The following is a 17,456-nucleotide window of genomic DNA, read 5'->3' on the forward strand; positions in this document are numbered from 1 at the left end:
CACCTCAACGCACCAGCACACAGGTCGAGACATGAGCTTCGAATCCCTGATCGACAAGGTCCACCAGGCGGAGACCGCGCTGGAAGCCAGCGAGCGGCGGACGGGCGCCAACTGGCGCCAGTTCAAGGCATCGTGGGCGGCCGCGTGGACGCCGGGGCGCATCGTGTCGATTGGCCTGGTGACCGGATTCCTGGTCGGCAAGGCCGAGCCGGCCAAGCGCGTCGTCCGTGGCAGCGGCGCGCTGCAGATGGTCAGCGCGCTCGCCGGGCTGTTCGCCGGCGGCAGTGCGCAGGTCGCCGCCGGGCAGGCCCAACAGGCGGCCGATACCGCGCAGCAGACGGCACCCGAGGCCGCGCTGGCGCAACAGAACGCCGCACCAGTGCAACCACCGATGCAGACACCCGACGACCTGCGCGCAGCAGGCATGCTGTGAGCACGGTCGCCAGCGGTCCCGCGACCACGGTTGACGTGGCGCCTCCGGTCGACACGATCGCGGCGCTGCCACCGCTGCCGCCAGCGACGCCCGTCGACGTCGAGCCCGATCGCATGCCGGCCAGCCCGCGCGGATCGCGTCCACGCCCGCGCGCCTCGATGGCTCTGGTGGTGCTGGCCACGCTGGCGGTCGGGTTCACGCTGTACGCCGTGCAGGAATTGTTCCTGCCGGTGTTGCTGGCGATGTTCTTCGCGCTGGTCGGCAACCCGATCATCCGCCAGCTGCAGCGCCTGTGGATCCCGCGCTTCGTCGGCGCGTTGCTGGTGCTGGTGCTCGGCATTGCCGGCACCTTCCAGCTGGGCAGGCAACTGGTCACGCCAGCAGGCGAATGGATCCGCCAGGTGCCCAGCCAGATGCGCGACCTGGCACCGAAACTGCGCACGCTGGTCAAGCCGGTGCGCGAGGCCGGCAAGGCAGCCGAGAACATCGCGCGCGCCGCGGGTGGCGAAGCCAGCGGCGCGACGGTGCAGGTGGTCAAGACCGAAGCGAACGATCCGTACAAGGCGCTCACCGCGACACCGCGCCTGGTGGCATCGATCCTCGCGGTGGTGCTGTTGACGTTCTTCTTCATGGTCTATGGGCAGAGCCTGCAGCGGAACGCCATCGCACTGCTGCCCGGACGCCAGCAGAAGCGCATCACGGTGGAGATCCTGCAGGCGATCGAGCACGAGATCTCGCGCTACATGCTCACGATCACCGTGATCAACGTGCTCTTCGGCCTGATCTTCGCCGGCGTGCTGTTCTACCTGCGGGTGCCGCTGGACGAAGCCCTGCTGTGGGGCACGATGGCCGCGCTGCTGAATTTCGCGCCGTACGTCGGCCCGCTGATCGGCATCATGATCATGCTGGTGATGGGCTTCGTCGCCTTCCACGATCCACTCCACTCGCTGCTGCCGGCCGGCATCTACCTGGGCCTGCACACGCTCGAAGGCCAGCTGATCACCCCGATCGTGCTGGGCCGGCGCATGGCGCTGTCGCCACTGGTGCTGATCCTGGGCTTGATGGTGTTCGGCTGGATGTGGGGAATCATCGGCCTGCTGCTCGCGGTGCCGCTGCTGGTGTGCGTGAAGCTGGTGCTGGCGAAGATCGATGGATTGGAAGGGTGGGCGAAGCTTCTGGAGTGATCGTTTGATCATTGCGGGCTTTGGCGCCTTGACGCTTTCGCCTCCGCGCGTTGCCTGCGGCGCTTTAAACGCTTTCGCCGTTGGCGAGTTACTTTTCTTTGAGAGCCGCAGAGAAAAGTAACCAAAAGAAAGCGGCTTTCCCCGATCAAGGCTGACTCGCCTGGCGAGTCTCCTCGGCCATTTTCAGACTCGCCATCCTGGCTCGACTGAAAACGGCGCACATCCATGTGCGCCGCCCTTCGGGTGGGCAACCAGACTTGTGTGACATGCATTTTCAGCGTCAACGGCAAACGCAAAGCGCGCGAACGGTTCCACCACGGCATGACTGCGGCCCTTGCCGCCAGGAATGCTAGAGATCGCTGGCACGACAAGACCCGGAGGGCGGCGCGCAGGACGCGCGCCGAGCATTCATATGCGTGCGGGGCCGAGCCATGGATGGCGAGTCCGAAAATCCGCCGTTGCCCACACAATCACGAGCTGTGCTCTTGAGCGGAAGCGCCCTTTCTTTTGGTTACTTTTCTTTGGGCGCCATCAAAGAAAAGTAACTCGCCAACGGCGAAAGCGTTTCAGCGCCGCAGGCAACCATCTGTCAACGTCGATAGCTGCCAGCAGCAGCTGCCAAGCACCCCGCTCCCTCCAGCGCTAAAATCACCAAATGACGTTCCCGATCCACGCCATCACCCTCGACCTCGACGACACCCTCTGGCCGGTCGCACCCGCCATCGCGCGTGCCGAGGCGGCGCTCGACGCCTGGATGCAGGCATGCGCGCCACGCGCGGCCGTGCGTTGGCCGATCGCGGAGCGGCGGGTGCTGCGCGAGCAGGTCGAGATGGAGCATCCGCACCTGGCGCACGACTTCACCGCGCAACGCATGATCACCCTGGAACGCATGCTGCAGGCGACGGGCGACGACACCGCGCTGGTCGCGCCGGCGTTCGAGGCCTACTTCGCCGCGCGTTGCGAGGTGGAGCATTACGACGACAGCGTCGCGGCACTCGAGCGACTGGCGGCATGCGTGCCGCTGGCGGCGGTGAGCAACGGCAACGCCTGCCTGCACCGCATCGGCTTGATGCACCTGTTCGCGTTCCAACTCGGCGCGCGCGAGCACGGCGCGGCCAAGCCGGCGCGCAGCATCTTCCACGCCGCCTGCGCGCAGTTGCGCTGCAAACCCGCGCAGGTGTTGCACGTGGGCGACGACATCGCGCTGGATGTGGTCGGCGCGGCGCGGGCCGGCCTGCGCACCTGCTGGATCAACCGGCGCGACGACGCGGGCGCCATCCGCGAATGGCCGCATCGCGACGTGCGACCCGACCTGCAATTCGACACACTCGCCGCACTGGCCGACTGGCTGGATGCCTCCCGATCCGATCATTCGCAGAGTGCCGCATGACGCTTCCGCAAGGTTTCATCGCTCCCGCCGACGCGCATCCGCGCCCGCTGCACATCGTCAGCCGCGACACGCTGGACAACTGGCGGCAAGGCCAGGCCCCGGCGACCGTGGCGTGGCTGGCCGCGCACGGCTACGACGCTTCACCCGGATCGGTGCTGGCCCTGCCCGGCGGCGATGGCGGGCTTGCCGGCGCAGTGCTCGGCGTCGGCGACGCGCTCGACCCGGCCAGCTACGGCCACGCGCCCTACGCGCTGCCGGCAGGCGACTGGCAGGTCGAAGGCACGCTCGATGCCGGCGCCCGCGCGGCGCTGCAGCTTGGCTGGGGCCTGGGCGCCTATCGTTACGATCGCTTCCGCGCACCGCCGCGGCCACCGGCGCGGCTGGTCCTCGACAAGCCCGATGCGGAGACGGTCGACGTGCTGGCGGCGAGCCTGCGCGTGCGCGACCTGGTCAACACGCCGACCGAGTCGCTGGGTCCGGCCGAACTGGAGCAGGTGGTGCGCGACATCGCCGCGCGCCACGACGCGACGGTCGAGGTCATCACCGGCGACGAGCTGCTGGCGCGGAATTTTCCCGCGATCCATGCCGTCGGCCGCGCATCGCATCGCGAGCCGCGCCTGATCGCATTGCGCTGGGGCAATGCGGCGCATCCGCATGTCGCCATCGTCGGCAAGGGCGTGTGCTTCGACACCGGCGGGCTCAACGTCAAGCTCGCCGACGGCATGCGCAACATGAAGAAGGACATGGGCGGCGCCGCGCACGCCATCGCACTGGCCGAACTGGTCATGGCCCGCAAGCTGCCAATGCGCATCACCCTGCTCGTGCCCGCCGTCGAGAATGCCATCGGCCCGGAAAGCTATCGCCCCGGCGACGTGATCGCCACGCGCAAGGGCCTGCACATCGAAATCGACAACACCGACGCCGAGGGGCGCGTCGTGCTCGGCGACGCGCTGGCGTTCGCCAGCGAGCAGTCGCCGGACGTGCTGCTCGACTTCGCCACGCTGACCGGCGCCGCGCGCACCGCGCTGGGCCCGGACCTGCCTGCGCTGTACGCCAACGACGAGACGCTGGCCCGGCAATGGCTCGATGCGGGCATGCAGGTGCGCGATCCGCTGTGGCGGATGCCGCTATGGCGCCCGTACCTGCGTTACCTGACCAGCAACATCGCGGACCTGGCCAATTCCGGCTCGTCGAAAATGGCGGGCAGCATCAGTGCGGCGCTGTACCTGGAGTGCTTCGTGCCGCAATCGCTGCCGTGGGCGCACCTGGACGTGTACAGCTGGAACGACAGCGATCGGCCGGGCCGCCCCACCGGCGGCGAGGCGCAGGGATTGCGTTCGGCGTACGCGATGCTGAAGGCGCGCTGCGGCTGAGCGAATGGATCAGGAATCCAGGCGCTGCACCGGTGCCGGGGTGCGCAGCCGGAGCAGGGCGGTGAAGTCCGCGCCAGGCAGGGGATCCGAAAAGTAGTGGCCCTGCGCGTAGTCGCAGCCAGCGGACTTCAGCCAGTCCCGCTGTTCGATGCTCTCCACGCCTTCGGCGATCACCTTCACCCCGAGCATGTGCGCCATCACGATCGCGGCCTCGGCGACGGCGCGCTGGTCCGTATCGCCCACCGCCTCATTCACCAGCGAGCGGTCGAGCTTCAGGTAGTCGACGTCGAAATCCTTCAGGCAGGACATGGAGGAATAACCCGTGCCGAACCGGTCCAGGGCCAACTGGACCCCTGCCTCGTGCAGCGCCTTGAGTTTGTCGACAACGGTCGGCGATGCATTGAGCAGGACCTGCTCGGTGACCTCGATGGAGATGGACGTGCGGGCCGTCGGGAGCCGCGCCAGGTGGGTGTCCCAGCACTTCATCGGTTCCCTGCCCATGAATTCCGACGGTGAGGTATTGACGCTGACCTGGAACGCCATCCCCAGCAATGCGCTCCACTCGCGCGCACGCTTCACGGCCTGGCCCAATACCCAATCGTCGATCTCGCAGATCAGGCCGGTGTCTTCGGCAAGACCGATGAAAGCGGCCGGCAACAGCAGGCCGGACCGGGGATGCTGCCATCGCAGCAAGGCCTCGGCCTTGACGATCCGTCCCACCGACAGCTCGACGATGGGCTGGTAGTGGACGCACATCTGGCGCTCGTCCAATGCATGGCGCAGGTCTTCGATCACCCTGCGCCGCGCCCAGGCGGCCTCGCGCATGTCGGCGGTATAGAAACCGAAACGGTTGCGCCCGGCCTGCTTGGCAACGTACATCGCCTGGTCGGCATTGCCGAGCAGCCGGGCAGGCGTCGTGCCATCCATCGGGAAGACGGCGATGCCGATGCTGGCGGAGATGATGACGTCCTCGGCATCGATCGTGAAAACCGTGCCCACGCGATCGAGGATCTCCTGCGCCACGATCTCGACCTGCGGCACGTCGTTGGCGCCGGACAGGATCACGGTGAATTCGTCGCCACCCATGCGCGCCACCGAATCCGTCGCCCGCACGCAGGACTGGATGCGCTGCGCCGCCAGCTGCAGCAGGCGATCCCCGACGTCGTGGCCGAGGCGATCGTTGACCGCCTTGAAGCCATCCAGGTCGATGTACAGCAGAGCAGCCAGCGAGTGGCTGCGCTCGGCGCGCCGGATCTCCTGCTGCAGCCTGTCGCGGAACAGGCTGCGGTTGGGCAAGCCCGTCAGCACGTCGAAATTCTGGCCGCGCTTGATGTTTTCTTCGTAGGCCTTGCGCTCGGTGATGTCACGCACCATCCCGGCGACCGCGTCCACGCTGCCATCCGGACCGACCACGGGTGCAAGCAGGTATTCGTAGGTGAGTTCCAGGCCCTTGCGGACCTTGCGCTGCATCTCCGCGCGATAGGTCGCCTTCGCCTCGACCACCTCGCGGAGCTTGTCCCGGATCCCGGCGATGGGCCCGTTGATCAGGCCGATGTTGGTGGTCGCCAACGTGTCCGGGACGATGCCGTAGAGGTCGGCCATGGCCTTGTTGGCGTAGATGAAGTTGCCGTCGGTGTCGAGGATGAAATTCAGGTCCGGCAGCGAGGAGAGCAGCGTATCGAACAGGCGGCTGGTCTTGACCTTGTCGCTCGAGTACCGGGCGATGGATTCCGCCAGCGCCTGGTCGATCGCCTCGTTGAATCGCACCAGGTCCTCATCGATGACCGGCGGCGCCGATGGGCTGGATTCGCTCCACAGGCGCATCACGCTCGCACGCAGCGCGCGGAACTCCGACAGGCCCTCGCTGACGCTGAATCCCGACACCATGCGACCCGCGCCATGCAGTTCGGCTTCGGTGTCGCTCGCGGGGTGCGGGGCGCGACCCTGGGCTTTTTCGCTTTGCTGTTCGCGTGATTGCGCGCGGTCCAGGTCGGCTGCAATGGCCTGCAGGATCCCGCGGGCGTGGTCGCGCAGGGACGCCCGCCGCATCCCGCTCGCGGAAGGGACGCTGCGTGCGAACCGCTCCCACGCGTCGAGGATGGGCTCGATATCGGCCCGGATGAAATCGGACAGCTTCATGGCCTTGTGCCTGCAGGGGCCTCCGGTGCGCGCATGTGCAGCGAGGGCGGCCGCACTCCGAGGACCAGCACGACCGGCACCGCTGGAATGCCCAAGTTGCGACGCCATGCGTGACGTGCCGGTGACCGCTGCCGGCGGCTGCTGCTACAACCAGCCTTTCTGCCGTGCCAGCCGGTAGGCCTCGATCCGGTTGCCGACGCCGAGCTTGCCGATGACGCCCGACAGGTAATTGCGCACGGTCCCCTGCGACAGGCCCAGCTGCGCGGCGATCTCGCCGGCCGAAGCGCCGCCGCCAGCCAGCCGCAGCACCTGGCGCTCGCGATCGTTGAGCGGATCGGTCTCCGACCAGGCATCGACCGCCAGTTGCGGATCGATGACCCTGCCGCCGCCATGCACGCGTCGCACCGCGTCGGCGAGTTGTTCGGCCGGCGCATCCTTGAGCAGGTAGCCGCCGACGCCGGCTTCGAGTGCGCGGCGCAGGAAGCCGGGCCGCGCGAAGGTGGTCACGATGATGACCCTGGTCGGCCATTCCTGCCGCTGCAGCCGTTGCGCCAGTTCCAGTCCAGTCAGGCCTGGCATCTCGATGTCGGTGACCAGCACGTCGGGGCGATGTCGCTGCAATTCGCGCCAGGCGATTTCCCCATCGGCGGCCGTCGCCACGACGTCGATGTCCGGCTCCAGGCCGAGCAGAGCGGACAGCGCACCGCGCATCATTGCCTGGTCTTCGGCCAGCAGCAGACGGATCATCGGCGATGCAATCCCAGGGCGCGCGGCGCGCGTGCGAGGCAGCGCACGTTAGCAGAGCGCCGGCTGGCGAGCGTCAGGCCGCGGCCGCCGCGACATCCGGCGCCGGTGGATCGATGGCTGGTGCCAACGGGCGCAACGGCAGGCGCGCTTCGACGCGTGTGCCCCTGGCGTTGGAATCCACGCGCAGGCGTCCACCGATCGCCTCGATGCGTTCGCGCATTCCCGACAATCCGTTGCCCGGCGCGATCGCGCCACCGCGGCCGTCGTCGGCGATGCACAACACCATTTCGTCGCCCTCGGCCACCAGCGTGACCTGCGCCGCATTCCGCTTGCGAATGGCGCTGGATATTGGTCACCGCCTCGCGCAGCGTCATCGCCAGGACGATTTCCTGCGCCTGCTGCAGCGCCACTGGCGCGATGTCGTAGCGGAATGCGATGGCGTCGGTCTCCAGCAGCAGGCGCGCCGACGCCAGTTCGGCGGCCAGGCCGGCGGCGCGGATGCCGGTGACCGCGCTGCGCACCTGGGTCAGGGCTTCGCGGGCGACGCGGGTGACCTCGAGGATCTCGCGACGCGCGGCGGCCGGATCACTGGCGACCAGCTTGCCGGCGAGTTCGGACTTCAGCGCCACCAGCGACAGCGTATGGCCCAGCAGGTCATGCAGGTCGCGGCCGATGCGTTCGCGTTCCGCCAGGCCGGCCAGTCGACGCACTTCGTCATGGCTGAGCCTCGCCAACATCGGCATCGCGCTGGCGCTCGCCGCCGGCCTGGCACTGTGGATCGCGCTGCCGTGGCCGGCGGTGCTCGCGCTCGCCGTCGCGCTGCTGCTCTGGCTGCTGCTGACGCGCAGCGGAAAGCTGGCGCTGGCCGCGGCCAGCATCGGCATCGCCAGCCTGCCGCAGCGTTGGGGCGCGTCGTCGGTCATCATCGTGGGAATCGCCGGCGTCGTCGGCGTGCTCGTCGCGATGCTGGCGATGGGCGAAGGTTTCTCCGCCACGCTCCGGCAGACCGGCAGCGAGGACACCGCGATCATCCTGCGCGGGGGCTCGCAGGCAGAGACCAACTCGGTGATCACCCGCGACCAGATCCCGTTGATCGGCAACCTGCCGGGCATCGCGCGCGACGCCGGCGGACAGCCGGCGATCTCACCGGAGCTGTCGCAGGTGGTGAACCTGCCGACCAAGGCCGACGGCACCGATGCCAACGTGCAGGTCCGCGGCGTCGGCGACGCGGCGTGGGCGATCCGTCCGCAGGTGCGCATGGTCGAGGGCCGCAAGTTTGGCCAGGGCCTGCGCGAACTCGTCGTCGGACAGGGCGCGCAGCAGCAGTTCCGCGGCCTCGAGGTCGGACACCGCATCGAGCTGGCGAACCAGGACTGGACCATCGTCGGCAAGTTCGCCGCCGGCGATTCGCACGATTCGGAGTTATGGGGCGACGCGCAGACGATCGCGTCGACCTACAACCGCAGCGCCTACCAGTCGGTGACCGTGCGCCTTGACGGCAGGAACGGCTTCCGGACGTTGAAGGCGGCGCTGGAGGACGATCCGCGGCTCAAGCTCGACGTGCTGACCACGCGCGACTACTACACGCGGCAATCCGAACAGCTGACAAAACTCATCCACATCCTGGGCATCGTCATCGGGACGATCATGGCGATCGGTGCGGTGTTCGGCGCGCTCAACACGATGTACGCGGCCGTCGCCAGCCGTGCGCGCGAGATCGCGACGATGCGCGCACTGGGCTTCCGCGGCCTGCCGGTGGTGATGGCGGTGATGCTGGAGACGATGCTGCTGGCGCTGCTCGGTGGCATGCTCGGTGCCGGCATCGCCTGGCTGGTGTTCAACGGCTACACCGTGTCGACCCTGGGGCAGAACTTCAGCCAGGTCGTGTTCCAGTTCAAGGTGTCGCCCGCGCTGCTGTGGAGCGGCCTGAAATGGGCGCTGGGCATTGGCATGATCGGGGGCTTGTTCCCGGCACTGCGCGCGGCGCGGATGCCGGTGACGACCGCGCTGCGCGAGACCTAGGCGCCCGCGCTGGCAGCGGCGCCGACGGACCGTGTCCGCGTGCGCCGGATGCCATCGGCGGCGAACAACGCCAGCGCGATCCAGATGCAACCAAAACCAACCGCGCGCGTGCGGTCGAAGGCTTCGCCGAAGGCGAGCACGCCGATCAGGAATTGCAGCGTCGGCGCGATGTACTGCATCAGCCCGATGACCGACAGCGGTACGCGACGGACCGCGAAGGCGAAGCCGATCAGCGGCAGCGCGGTCAACGCTCCGCCAACGACCAGCAACACGTCCAGGCCGATGCCCCAGCCCGGTGCACCCGGCAGCGGCAGGAAACCGCCGCTGCCGTGGACCTCGGCCCACAGCAGCACCGCCAGCGCGGGCAGGAACAGGTAGACGCTTTCCACACCCAGGCCGGGGATCGAATCGATCGCGGCCAGCTTGCGGATCAGGCCGTACAGCGCGAACGACAGCGCCAGGCCGATCGCGATCCACGGCGGATGGCCGTATTGCACCGTCAGCCATGCCACGCCGACGGTGGCCAGCGCGACCGACACCCATTGCGTGCGCGTCAACCGCTCGCGCAGGAACAGCACGCCGAACAGCACGTTGACGAGCGGGTTCATGAAATAGCCCAGGCTGCTCTCGACCACGTGCCCGGCGTTGACCGCCCAGATGTACAGGCCCCAGTTGAAGGCGATCAACACCCCGCTGAGCGCCAGCATCCAGCCCACGCGCGGTCGCGCCAGCGCGGCGCGCAACCAGCCGCGGTTCTGCCAGGTCAGCCAGCCGACGACGAACAACGCGCTCCACACGATCCGGTGCACGACGATCTGCAGCGACGGCACCGCCTTGAGCAGGTGCCAGTACAGCGGCATCAGTCCCCACAGCACGAACGACGCGGCCGCGATCCACAGCCCGCGACGGGATTCCGCGTGCGTGCTCATGCAGGCGGCTCCGCGGCGAGCCTGGGTGTCCGCGTGCGCGCAATGGTGATGATCGCGACGCCGGCGAGGATCACCGCCATCGCACCCAGGTCATGCCTGCTGAAGTGTTCGCCGGCGATGAGCGCGCCGAACAGCACCGCGATCGGCGGATTGACGTAGGCGTAGCTGGTCGCCAGCGCCGGGCGCACGTGGTGCAGCAGCCAGATGTAGGCGGTGAATCCGAAGATCGACCCGGCCACGACCAGGTACAGCATCGCGGCGGTGGCGCCCATCGACGGCACCGCGGTGAAGCGCTCGCCGGTCACGATCGCCGCGCCCAGCATCCATGCGCTGCCGGCGATCATCTGGCCACTGGCGGCCATGAACGGCTCGGGCAGGTCGAGGTCGCGGCTCCAGATCGAACCCCAGGCCCAGGCCAGCGGCGCGATCACCAGGCACACCAGTCCCAGCGGCGAACCGGACAGCGCACTGCCCGCATTCAACCAGACCACGCCGGCGAAGCCGACGACCAGCCCGGCCCATTCGATCCGCGACGGATGGCGTCCGCGCAGCATCGCGAAGACACCCGCGAACAACGGCATCGATGCCACCGCGATCGCCGCCAATCCGGAGTTCACCTGGGTCTCGGCGAGGTTCACCAGCCCGTTGGACAGCAGCACCATGAAGATCGACAGCACGGTCAGCGTGCGCCACTGCCGCCTCGTCGGTGGCCTGGCGCCGCGCCGGCGCAGCACGACGTACATCAGGGCGCCGGCGAGGAACATGCGGATCGCGCCGAGCAGGAAGGGCGGGTAGCCCGGCAGCGCGAGCCGGATCGCGAGGTAGGTCGATCCCCAGAGCACGTAGACGGCGGCCAGCGCCATGCCGACCGCAAGCGGACCGGGCGACACGCGCGACGCGACGGTCGCCGGAATGGCGCTCATGCAATCACCTCCATGCCGGCGGCGGGCTGCAGTGGGGTGGCAGCGAACGGCGGCAACTGGCTCAGCGGAACCATCGGAAGTGTCCTGGGAAATGCGCACGACATCCGGCGCGTGCGACGAGGTTAAACCGCGCCAGCGGCACGGCGATTGTAAATTCGTGCGCCTGGACGCAAAATTTTTGCATGGCCGCCACGCCCCTCACCCTCGACGAATTCGACCACCGCCTGCTCGACCTGATGCAGCGCGACGCCAGCCGCACGCTGACGTCGCTGGGCGACGCGGTGGGCCTGTCGCCGAGCGCGGTGCAGCGGCGCATCACCCGCTATCGCCGGCACGGGTTGCTGCGCGAGGTCGCCGTGCTCGACCCCAACGCGCTGCCCGCGACGACGCTGGCGACGGTGTGGGTGGCGATGGAGCGCGACACGCTGCGGCTGCACACCGCCTTTCGCGCGCGGATGCGCGCGGCGACCGAAGTCCAACAGTGCTACGCACTCGCCGGCGAATGGGATTACCTGGTGATCCTCGTCGCGAGCAGCGTGGCGCACTACCGCGAAGTGGCCGAGCGTCTGTTCGTGGATGAAGGCAACGTCAGGCGCTACGAGACGCGACTGGTGTTCGATACGGTCAAGCTCGGGCTCAACCTGCCGACGCGACAGTCGCCGCGGCGGCGGCGGAAGGCATGATCGCCACGCTTTCGCGTTGCAGCAGCCGCTGCTTCAGCGGCAGTCCCCAGCGGTAACCACCGGGCGAACCGTCGCCGCGGATCACGCGGTGGCAGGGCACGATGACCGCGACCCGGTTGCGCGCGCAGGCACCGGCCACCGCGCGTGCGCTGCCCGGTTGTCCCAGTTGTGCAGCCAGTCCGGAATAGCTGCGCGTCTGCCCGGGCGGAATCCGCATCAGCGCATCCCAGACCTTCTTCTGGAAGGCGGTGCCGACCAGGTCCAGCTGCATGTCATCGGTTGCTGCCGCCGGTGCGATTCCCGCAAGCCGTTCGGCCACGGCGCGCACGCGCGGGGCGAGGAACGCATCGCGACCCGCGTCGACGCGCTGCAGTTGCGCGTGGGGAAATTCCGCCTGCAGCTTCGCTTCCAGTTCGCCCTCGGATTCGCCCAGCTCGACCATGCAGATCCCGCGATCCGTGGTCGCCACCAGCGCCATGCCCAGCGTGGTGTCGGCGATGCTCCAGCGGATGGCCGTGCCGGCGCCGCCCGCGCGATAACGCGCCGGCGTCATGCCGAGCCTGGCGGCGCCGGATTCGTAGACGCGCGACGGCGACCCATAACCGGCGTCGTACAGCGCGGCACTGACATCGCTGCCGCCACGCAACGCGGCCTTCAGGGTGCCAAGCTTGCGTTGCGCCAGGTACTCGGCCGGGCTCAGGCCGAATTGTTCGGTGAAGCTGCGCTGCAGGTGCGATGCGCTCATGCCGGCCGCGCGCGCCAGCTCGGCGAGCGTCGGTTCACCGGCGTCGAGCAGCGCCCGCACGTGCTGGAGAATTGTTGCGTTCATGGCCGGAACGATAACGGGCGCCCAGGGCGCCCGCTATCCGATTCCTGCTGCATCGTCCGGGCCCGCGTTACTGGGCCCAGTGCGTCGGCAACTTGGATTCCGGCAACACCTCCGCCGTCAACTCCTGGTCCTGGACCAGCAGGTTGGTGGCGTCGGCGAGGATGGCCGCCGACTCGCGCAACAGCGGGTCGGGGCGCTTCTCGGCCGCCTTCTCGCGCGCGGTCTCGGCGATGATGTCGCGCTCGCCGACCTGCAGGCCATCGTCGGTCGCATCGTCGGCCAGCGGGTCCGTATCCAGCCCCAGCGCCTTGCGCTGTGCCTGGCGGTCGACTTCCTTGGCCGCCTGGCGGTCACGCTCGACGCGCCGCTCGGATTCGTTGAGCGAGACGTATTTCTTGGCGTGCTCGATGCGGAACTCGGCGACGTCCTGCGACCACCACTGGAACTCCTTGTCCTTGGCCACGCGCGCGTCGTGCAGCGCATCGAGTTGCGGCAGGATCGGCGCAAAGTTGCCGTAACGCACGTGCGGCACCGCGGCGATCCGCGTCCACGGCAAGGCGTTGTCGTAGGTGCTCTCGCCGTATTCGGTCGCGTCGACCGACACCGGGAAGCGAACGTCGGGCACCACGCCCTTGTTCTGCGTGCTGCTGCCGCCAGGCAGGAAGAACTGCGCGATGGTCAGCTTCACCTGGCCGAAGTGCGTCTGCTCGTTCGACGGCCAGCGATCCAGGTCGACGAGGTTCTGCACGGTGCCCTTGCCGAAAGTGGTCTCGCCGATGATCAGGCCGCGGCCGTAATCCTGGATCGCACCGGCGAAGATCTCCGACGCCGACGCCGAGCCGCGATTGGTCAGCACCGCGAGCGGGCCGTCCCACGCGACGCCAGCCTTGCTGTCGCCGTCCACGCTGACGCGACCGCCGGATTCACGCACCTGCACCACCGGGCCCTTGTCGATGAACAGGCCGGTGAGATCCACCGCCTCGTCCAGCGATCCGCCACCGTTGTTGCGCAGGTCCATCACCACGCCGTCGACCTTCTGCGCACGGAACTGCTTGAGCAGGCGCGCGACGTCGCGCGTGGCCGATGCATAGTCGCCATCGTTGCTGCGGCGTCCTTCGAAGTCCTGGTAGAAACCGGGCAGCTTGATCACGCCGATGCGCTTGGCGGGAACGCCATTGGCGGCCGGGATCGTGATCGTCTCCGCCTTGGCCGCGTCCTCGGACAGCTTGATCTTGTCGCGGGTCAGCACGATGCGCACCGGCTTGCTGTCCAGCCCGGCCTCGGGCGGGATCACGTCCATGCGCACCTGGGTGCCCTTGGGTCCCTTGATCTTCTCGACGACGTCGTCGATGCGCCAGCCGATGACATCCTCCATCACGCCGCTCGTGCCCTGGCCGACGGCCACGACGCGGTCACCCGGCTTGAGCTTGTTGCTGCGCGCGGCCGGGCCACCGGGAACGACTTCGCGGATCAGCACCAGGTCGTCCTGCTTCTGCAGGACCGCGCCGATGCCTTCCAGCGACAGCGACATCGACTGGTTGAAACGCTCGGCGGTGCGTGGATCGAAGTAGTCGGTATGCGGATCGATTGCCGACGTGTAGGCATTGAGGAAGCTCTGGAACGCGTCCTCGCCGTTGAGCTCGGCCACGGACGAATCGAGCGTCGCGTAACGCTTGTCCAGCGTCTTGCGGATGTCGTCCGGCTTCTTGCCGGCCAGCTTCAGCCGCAGCCAGTCGTTGCGGACGGACTCCTTCCACATGGTGTTGAGCGCGGCATCGTCGGCGGCCCAGGCCGCATCCTCGCGATCGTAGTACCAGCGGTCGTTGCCACTGAAATCGAAGATGTCCTGCTTGAGCAGGCTGCGCGCGTACGCCGAGCGCTGGTCGACCCGCTGCTTGTAGCGGGCGAAGATGGCGAAGGCAGGGCCCATGTCGCCGCCCTTGATGGCGTCGTCCAGCGTGGTCTTGTATGGCGCGAAGCGGGCGATGTCCTGCGCGGTGAAGAACATCTTGCTGTTGTCCAGCGCTTCCAGGTAGCGCTTGAAGACGTCCGACGACAGCGTGTCGTCGAGCGCGCGCGGGCGATAGGCGTAACGGCTGTCCGACAGCAGACCGTAGACGAGCTTGGCGGTGGTGCCCTGCTCGACGGTCGGCCCGGAGGCGATCGCGGTGTCGGTGCCGGCGCTGCCAGGGGCGCGTGCCAGCAACGCCACGGGCGCGGCCAGTGCGAGGATCAACAGGGGGTAATGCGCTTTCATCGATGCTCTCGCGGCCTGTCGGGCCGGTGTTGGGACAATGGATCCAGGGGATTGGATGAACGACGGTGCTCTGCGCTCAGGCTGGCTTGTGCATGGACGGCTGGTAAGTGCCGAAAGTTGCAATCCAACCGATATGGACAATCTAACCGCCCGCGCTGGCCGTTGCGTGAATGCTGCCTGCGACGCGGATGCAGCGCCGATGATGCGGGCCGGCGCGGTCAGGCGGCGACGCCCGCCTCCATCGCCTGCTGGTCGGCGTGGTAGGACGAGCGAACCAGCGGGCCGGATGCGACGTGGCTGAAACCCAGCGACATGCCGAAGGTCTCCAGCGCCTTGAATTCGTCCGGCGTCCAGTAGCGCAGCACCGGGTGGTGGTGGGCGCTGGGCTGCAGGTACTGGCCGATGGTGACCATGTCGACGTCGTGCGCCCGCAGGTCGCCCAGGGTGGCCTGGACCTGCGCCAGGGTCTCGCCCAGGCCCAGCATGATCCCGGATTTGGTCGGCACGCCGGGGTGCTGCGCCTTGAACTGCTGCAACAGGCGCAGCGACCACGCATAGTCGGCGCCCGGGCGGACGTTCGGGTACAGGTCGGGCACCGTCTCGACGTTGTGGTTGAACACATCCGGCGGATTGCCCGCGAGGATCTCCAGCGCCCGCTCCATGCGGCCCTTGCCGCGGAAATCCGGCGTGAGGATCTCGATCTTCGTGCGCGGGCTGTCGCGGCGGATGGCGGCGATGCAGTCGACGAAGTGCTGGGCGCCGCCATCACGCAGGTCGTCGCGGTCGACACTGGTCACGACGACGTACTTCAGCCCCATGTCGGCGACGGTGCGCGCCAGGTTGTCGGGCTCGCTGGCATCGGGCGGCTTCGGCCGGCCGTGGGCGACGTCGCAGAACGAGCAGCGTCGCGTGCAGACCTCGCCGAGGATCATGAACGTGGCGGTGCCGTGGCCGAAGCATTCGTGGATGTTCGGGCAACTGGCCTCTTCGCAGACGGTGACCAGGCGGTTCTCGCGCAATTTGGCCTTGAGCAGCGCCACCGAATTGCCCGATGGAATCCGCACGCGGATCCACGACGGCTTGCGCAGCACCGGCACATCGGCGAACTGCACCGGTGAGCGCGCGATCTTGTCGCCCGCCACCTGCTTTGCCCCGGGTTGCAGCGATGCCGGCTCGCCGATGACGGCCAGCGGGATGGTCTTGGTGGACGTGTCGCTCATGCGATCAGGCGGCCTGCGGTTCGGGGACGACGAGCTGCGGCGGCGCGGCCTCGTGCATGCGCAGGCCAAACTCCGCGGCGAGGTGCTGCAACAACCGTGACTTGACGGTTTCGAGGCTGAAATCGGCGCGTTCGCCGCATCCGCATTCTAGCATCGAGGTCACCTGCAGCCCGGCGTAACCGCAGGGGTTGATCCGGGCGAAGGGCTCCAGGTCCATCGCCACGTTGAACGCCAGTCCATGGAAGCTGCAGCCGCGGCGGACGCGGATGCCGAGCGCGGCGATCTTGGCGCCGTCGACGTAGACGCCGGGCGCGCCCTCACGACGTGCGCCCGCGATGTCCCAGTCGGCCAGCGTGTCGATCAGCGCCTGCTCGATCCGCTGCACGTACTCGCGCACGCCCAGCTTCAGGCGGCGCAGGTCCAGCAACGGATAGGCCACGAGCTGGCCGGGGCCGTGGTAGGTCACCTGCCCGCCGCGATCGACGTGCAGCACGGGAATCCCGCCAGGCGCCAGCACGTGCTCGGGCCTGCCGGCCTGGCCGAGGGTGAACACGGGGTCGTGCTCGAGCAGCCACAACTCGTCGGGACTGTCTTCGCCACGGGCATCGGTGAAGCGCTGCATGGCCCGCCAGACCGGCTCGTAGGGCTGCCGCCCGAGGTCGCGGACGACACAGTCGCGCAGCGGCGATGCAGCCGTCAGATGGTCCACTTCACTTCCGGGTGCTCGCGCAACACCGCGTGGGCAACCTCGTACTGCTCGCGCGACTCGGCGCGGAAACTGAGCTTGATCGACACGAACTTGCCGCCGCTGGATTCGCGCGTGGTCACCGTCTCGTGCAGGACCACCAGGCCGGCGGCTTCCAGCAGGGCCGGAATCTGTTCATCCAGGCCGCTGCCGGCCGGGCCCATGGCCGTGATCTCGAACTCGCCGGGAAACTGGAAGCCGTGATCGGGGTTATCTGACTTGATATCCATCCAGTAATTATGGGGCGCCGAGGCGAATCCCGCATGCGAAGTTGATGAACGCGCCGCCGCGCGCGGGAAACCCCGCTCGCTGGCTGCGGTCGGTAGCATTGCCGGCAACCGGCCAGCAGGCACGCATCGGACGACAGCGCATGGACATGGCGACACTTCTGTGGGGCGTGGTGTTCGGGGCGATCGGCGGCGGGTTCTTCATCTACGGCAAGCGGCAGGGCGCGCTGGTGCCGCTGGTCTGCGGCGTGGGGCTGATGGTATTTCCGTACTTCGTCTCCAACGCCTGGGCCACCGTGGCGGTGGGCGCACTGCTGATGGCGATCCCCTATTTCGTCCGGCTTTGAGCGCACGG

Annotated in this window: 16 protein-coding genes and 1 pseudogene; 7 read left to right on the forward strand and 10 right to left on the reverse strand. The window is 68.2% G+C overall.

All coding sequences use genetic code 11. The features are described 5' to 3' along the window. Positions 1 to 31: 31 nt before the first annotated feature. The 4 genes from GST15_RS07735 to GST15_RS07750 all read left to right on the forward strand — a co-directional run bounded on the left by GST15_RS07735 (position 32) and on the right by GST15_RS07750 (position 4,380). Positions 32 to 433, forward strand: coding sequence for a hypothetical protein (locus GST15_RS07735; protein ID WP_159016686.1), 402 nt, complete (start codon positions 32 to 34; stop codon positions 431 to 433). A 113-nt stretch (positions 434 to 546) separates the two neighbouring features. Beyond that, a complete protein-coding gene (locus GST15_RS07740) occupies positions 547 to 1,617 on the forward strand; it encodes an AI-2E family transporter (protein ID WP_159017103.1) in 1,071 nt (356 codons plus the stop codon). Between the two features lie 655 nt (positions 1,618 to 2,272). Beyond that, positions 2,273 to 3,007, forward strand: coding sequence for an HAD family hydrolase (locus GST15_RS07745; protein WP_159016687.1), 735 nt, complete (start codon positions 2,273 to 2,275; stop codon positions 3,005 to 3,007). After that, entirely contained in the window at positions 3,004 to 4,380 is a 1,377-nt protein-coding gene (locus tag GST15_RS07750) for a leucyl aminopeptidase family protein (RefSeq protein ID WP_159016688.1), read from the forward strand. Before GST15_RS07745 ends, GST15_RS07750 begins: the two co-directional genes overlap by 4 nt. A 9-nt stretch (positions 4,381 to 4,389) precedes the next feature. Here the strand turns inward: GST15_RS07750 and GST15_RS07755 are convergent, their stop codons facing one another. From GST15_RS07755 to GST15_RS12870, 3 genes and pseudogenes are all read right to left on the reverse strand, one after another. Then, the gene (locus GST15_RS07755) at positions 4,390 to 6,519 is read right to left on the reverse strand and encodes a putative bifunctional diguanylate cyclase/phosphodiesterase (RefSeq protein WP_159016689.1); all 2,130 of its coding nucleotides are present in this window, start codon (positions 6,517 to 6,519) and stop codon (positions 4,390 to 4,392) included. Positions 6,520 to 6,663: 144 nt separating this feature from the next. Continuing rightward, positions 6,664 to 7,266: a response regulator transcription factor gene (locus GST15_RS07760; RefSeq protein ID WP_159016690.1), complete on the reverse strand. Its 603-nt coding sequence runs from the start codon at positions 7,264 to 7,266 to the stop codon at positions 6,664 to 6,666. Positions 7,267 to 7,339: 73 nt separating this feature from the next. Beyond that, positions 7,340 to 8,000, reverse strand: a pseudogene (locus tag GST15_RS12870) (sensor histidine kinase); the annotation flags it as partial. On the opposite strand from GST15_RS12870, the gene GST15_RS07770 reads away from it, so the two are divergent. Then, complete coding sequence (locus GST15_RS07770; RefSeq protein WP_159016691.1) at positions 7,939 to 9,288, forward strand: ABC transporter permease; 1,350 nt, start codon at positions 7,939 to 7,941, stop codon at positions 9,286 to 9,288. The pseudogene GST15_RS12870 and the gene GST15_RS07770 sit on opposite strands and share 62 nt — an antisense overlap. Here the strand turns inward: GST15_RS07770 and rarD are convergent. Together rarD and yedA are read right to left on the reverse strand one after the other, a co-directional pair. Continuing rightward, entirely contained in the window at positions 9,285 to 10,217 is a 933-nt protein-coding gene (gene rarD / locus GST15_RS07775) for an EamA family transporter RarD (protein ID WP_159016692.1), read from the reverse strand. The genes GST15_RS07770 and rarD overlap by 4 nt on opposite strands. After that, on the reverse strand, positions 10,214 to 11,140 hold the full coding sequence (yedA, locus tag GST15_RS07780) for a drug/metabolite exporter YedA (RefSeq protein ID WP_199268736.1): 927 nt from the start codon (positions 11,138 to 11,140) through the stop codon (positions 10,214 to 10,216). The genes rarD and yedA overlap by 4 nt, the downstream gene beginning before the upstream one ends. 182 nt (positions 11,141 to 11,322) lie before the next feature. On the opposite strand from yedA, the gene GST15_RS07785 reads away from it, so the two are divergent. Then, positions 11,323 to 11,823, forward strand: coding sequence for an Lrp/AsnC family transcriptional regulator (locus GST15_RS07785; protein ID WP_159016693.1), 501 nt, complete (start codon positions 11,323 to 11,325; stop codon positions 11,821 to 11,823). Here GST15_RS07785 and GST15_RS07790 read toward each other — a convergent pair. The 5 genes from GST15_RS07790 to GST15_RS07810 all read right to left on the reverse strand — a co-directional run bounded on the left by GST15_RS07790 (position 11,777) and on the right by GST15_RS07810 (position 17,104). Next, complete coding sequence (locus tag GST15_RS07790) at positions 11,777 to 12,652, reverse strand: bifunctional transcriptional activator/DNA repair enzyme AdaA (protein WP_159016694.1); 876 nt, start codon at positions 12,650 to 12,652, stop codon at positions 11,777 to 11,779. The two genes, GST15_RS07785 and GST15_RS07790, sit on opposite strands and share 47 nt — an antisense overlap. Positions 12,653 to 12,719: 67 nt before the next feature. Continuing rightward, positions 12,720 to 14,909, reverse strand: a complete 2,190-nt coding sequence (locus GST15_RS07795; protein ID WP_159016695.1) for a carboxy terminal-processing peptidase — start codon at positions 14,907 to 14,909, stop codon at positions 12,720 to 12,722. Between the two features lie 218 nt (positions 14,910 to 15,127). Beyond that, a complete protein-coding gene (gene lipA / locus GST15_RS07800) occupies positions 15,128 to 16,129 on the reverse strand; it encodes a lipoyl synthase (protein WP_159016696.1) in 1,002 nt (333 codons plus the stop codon). A 4-nt stretch (positions 16,130 to 16,133) separates the two neighbouring features. Then, complete coding sequence (gene lipB / locus GST15_RS07805) at positions 16,134 to 16,829, reverse strand: lipoyl(octanoyl) transferase LipB (protein WP_159017105.1); 696 nt, start codon at positions 16,827 to 16,829, stop codon at positions 16,134 to 16,136. Then, positions 16,826 to 17,104, reverse strand: coding sequence for a DUF493 family protein (locus GST15_RS07810; RefSeq protein WP_159016697.1), 279 nt, complete (start codon positions 17,102 to 17,104; stop codon positions 16,826 to 16,828). The genes lipB and GST15_RS07810 overlap by 4 nt, the downstream gene beginning before the upstream one ends. A 44-nt stretch (positions 17,105 to 17,148) precedes the next feature. On the opposite strand from GST15_RS07810, the gene GST15_RS07815 reads away from it, so the two are divergent. Next, on the forward strand, positions 17,149 to 17,448 hold the full coding sequence (locus GST15_RS07815; protein WP_233263103.1) for a hypothetical protein: 300 nt from the start codon (positions 17,149 to 17,151) through the stop codon (positions 17,446 to 17,448). Positions 17,449 to 17,456: the final 8 nt, after the last annotated feature.

It is taken from the genome of Cognatiluteimonas profundi (assembly GCF_009792795.1).
GTDB lineage: Bacteria > Pseudomonadota > Gammaproteobacteria > Xanthomonadales > Xanthomonadaceae > Cognatiluteimonas > Cognatiluteimonas profundi.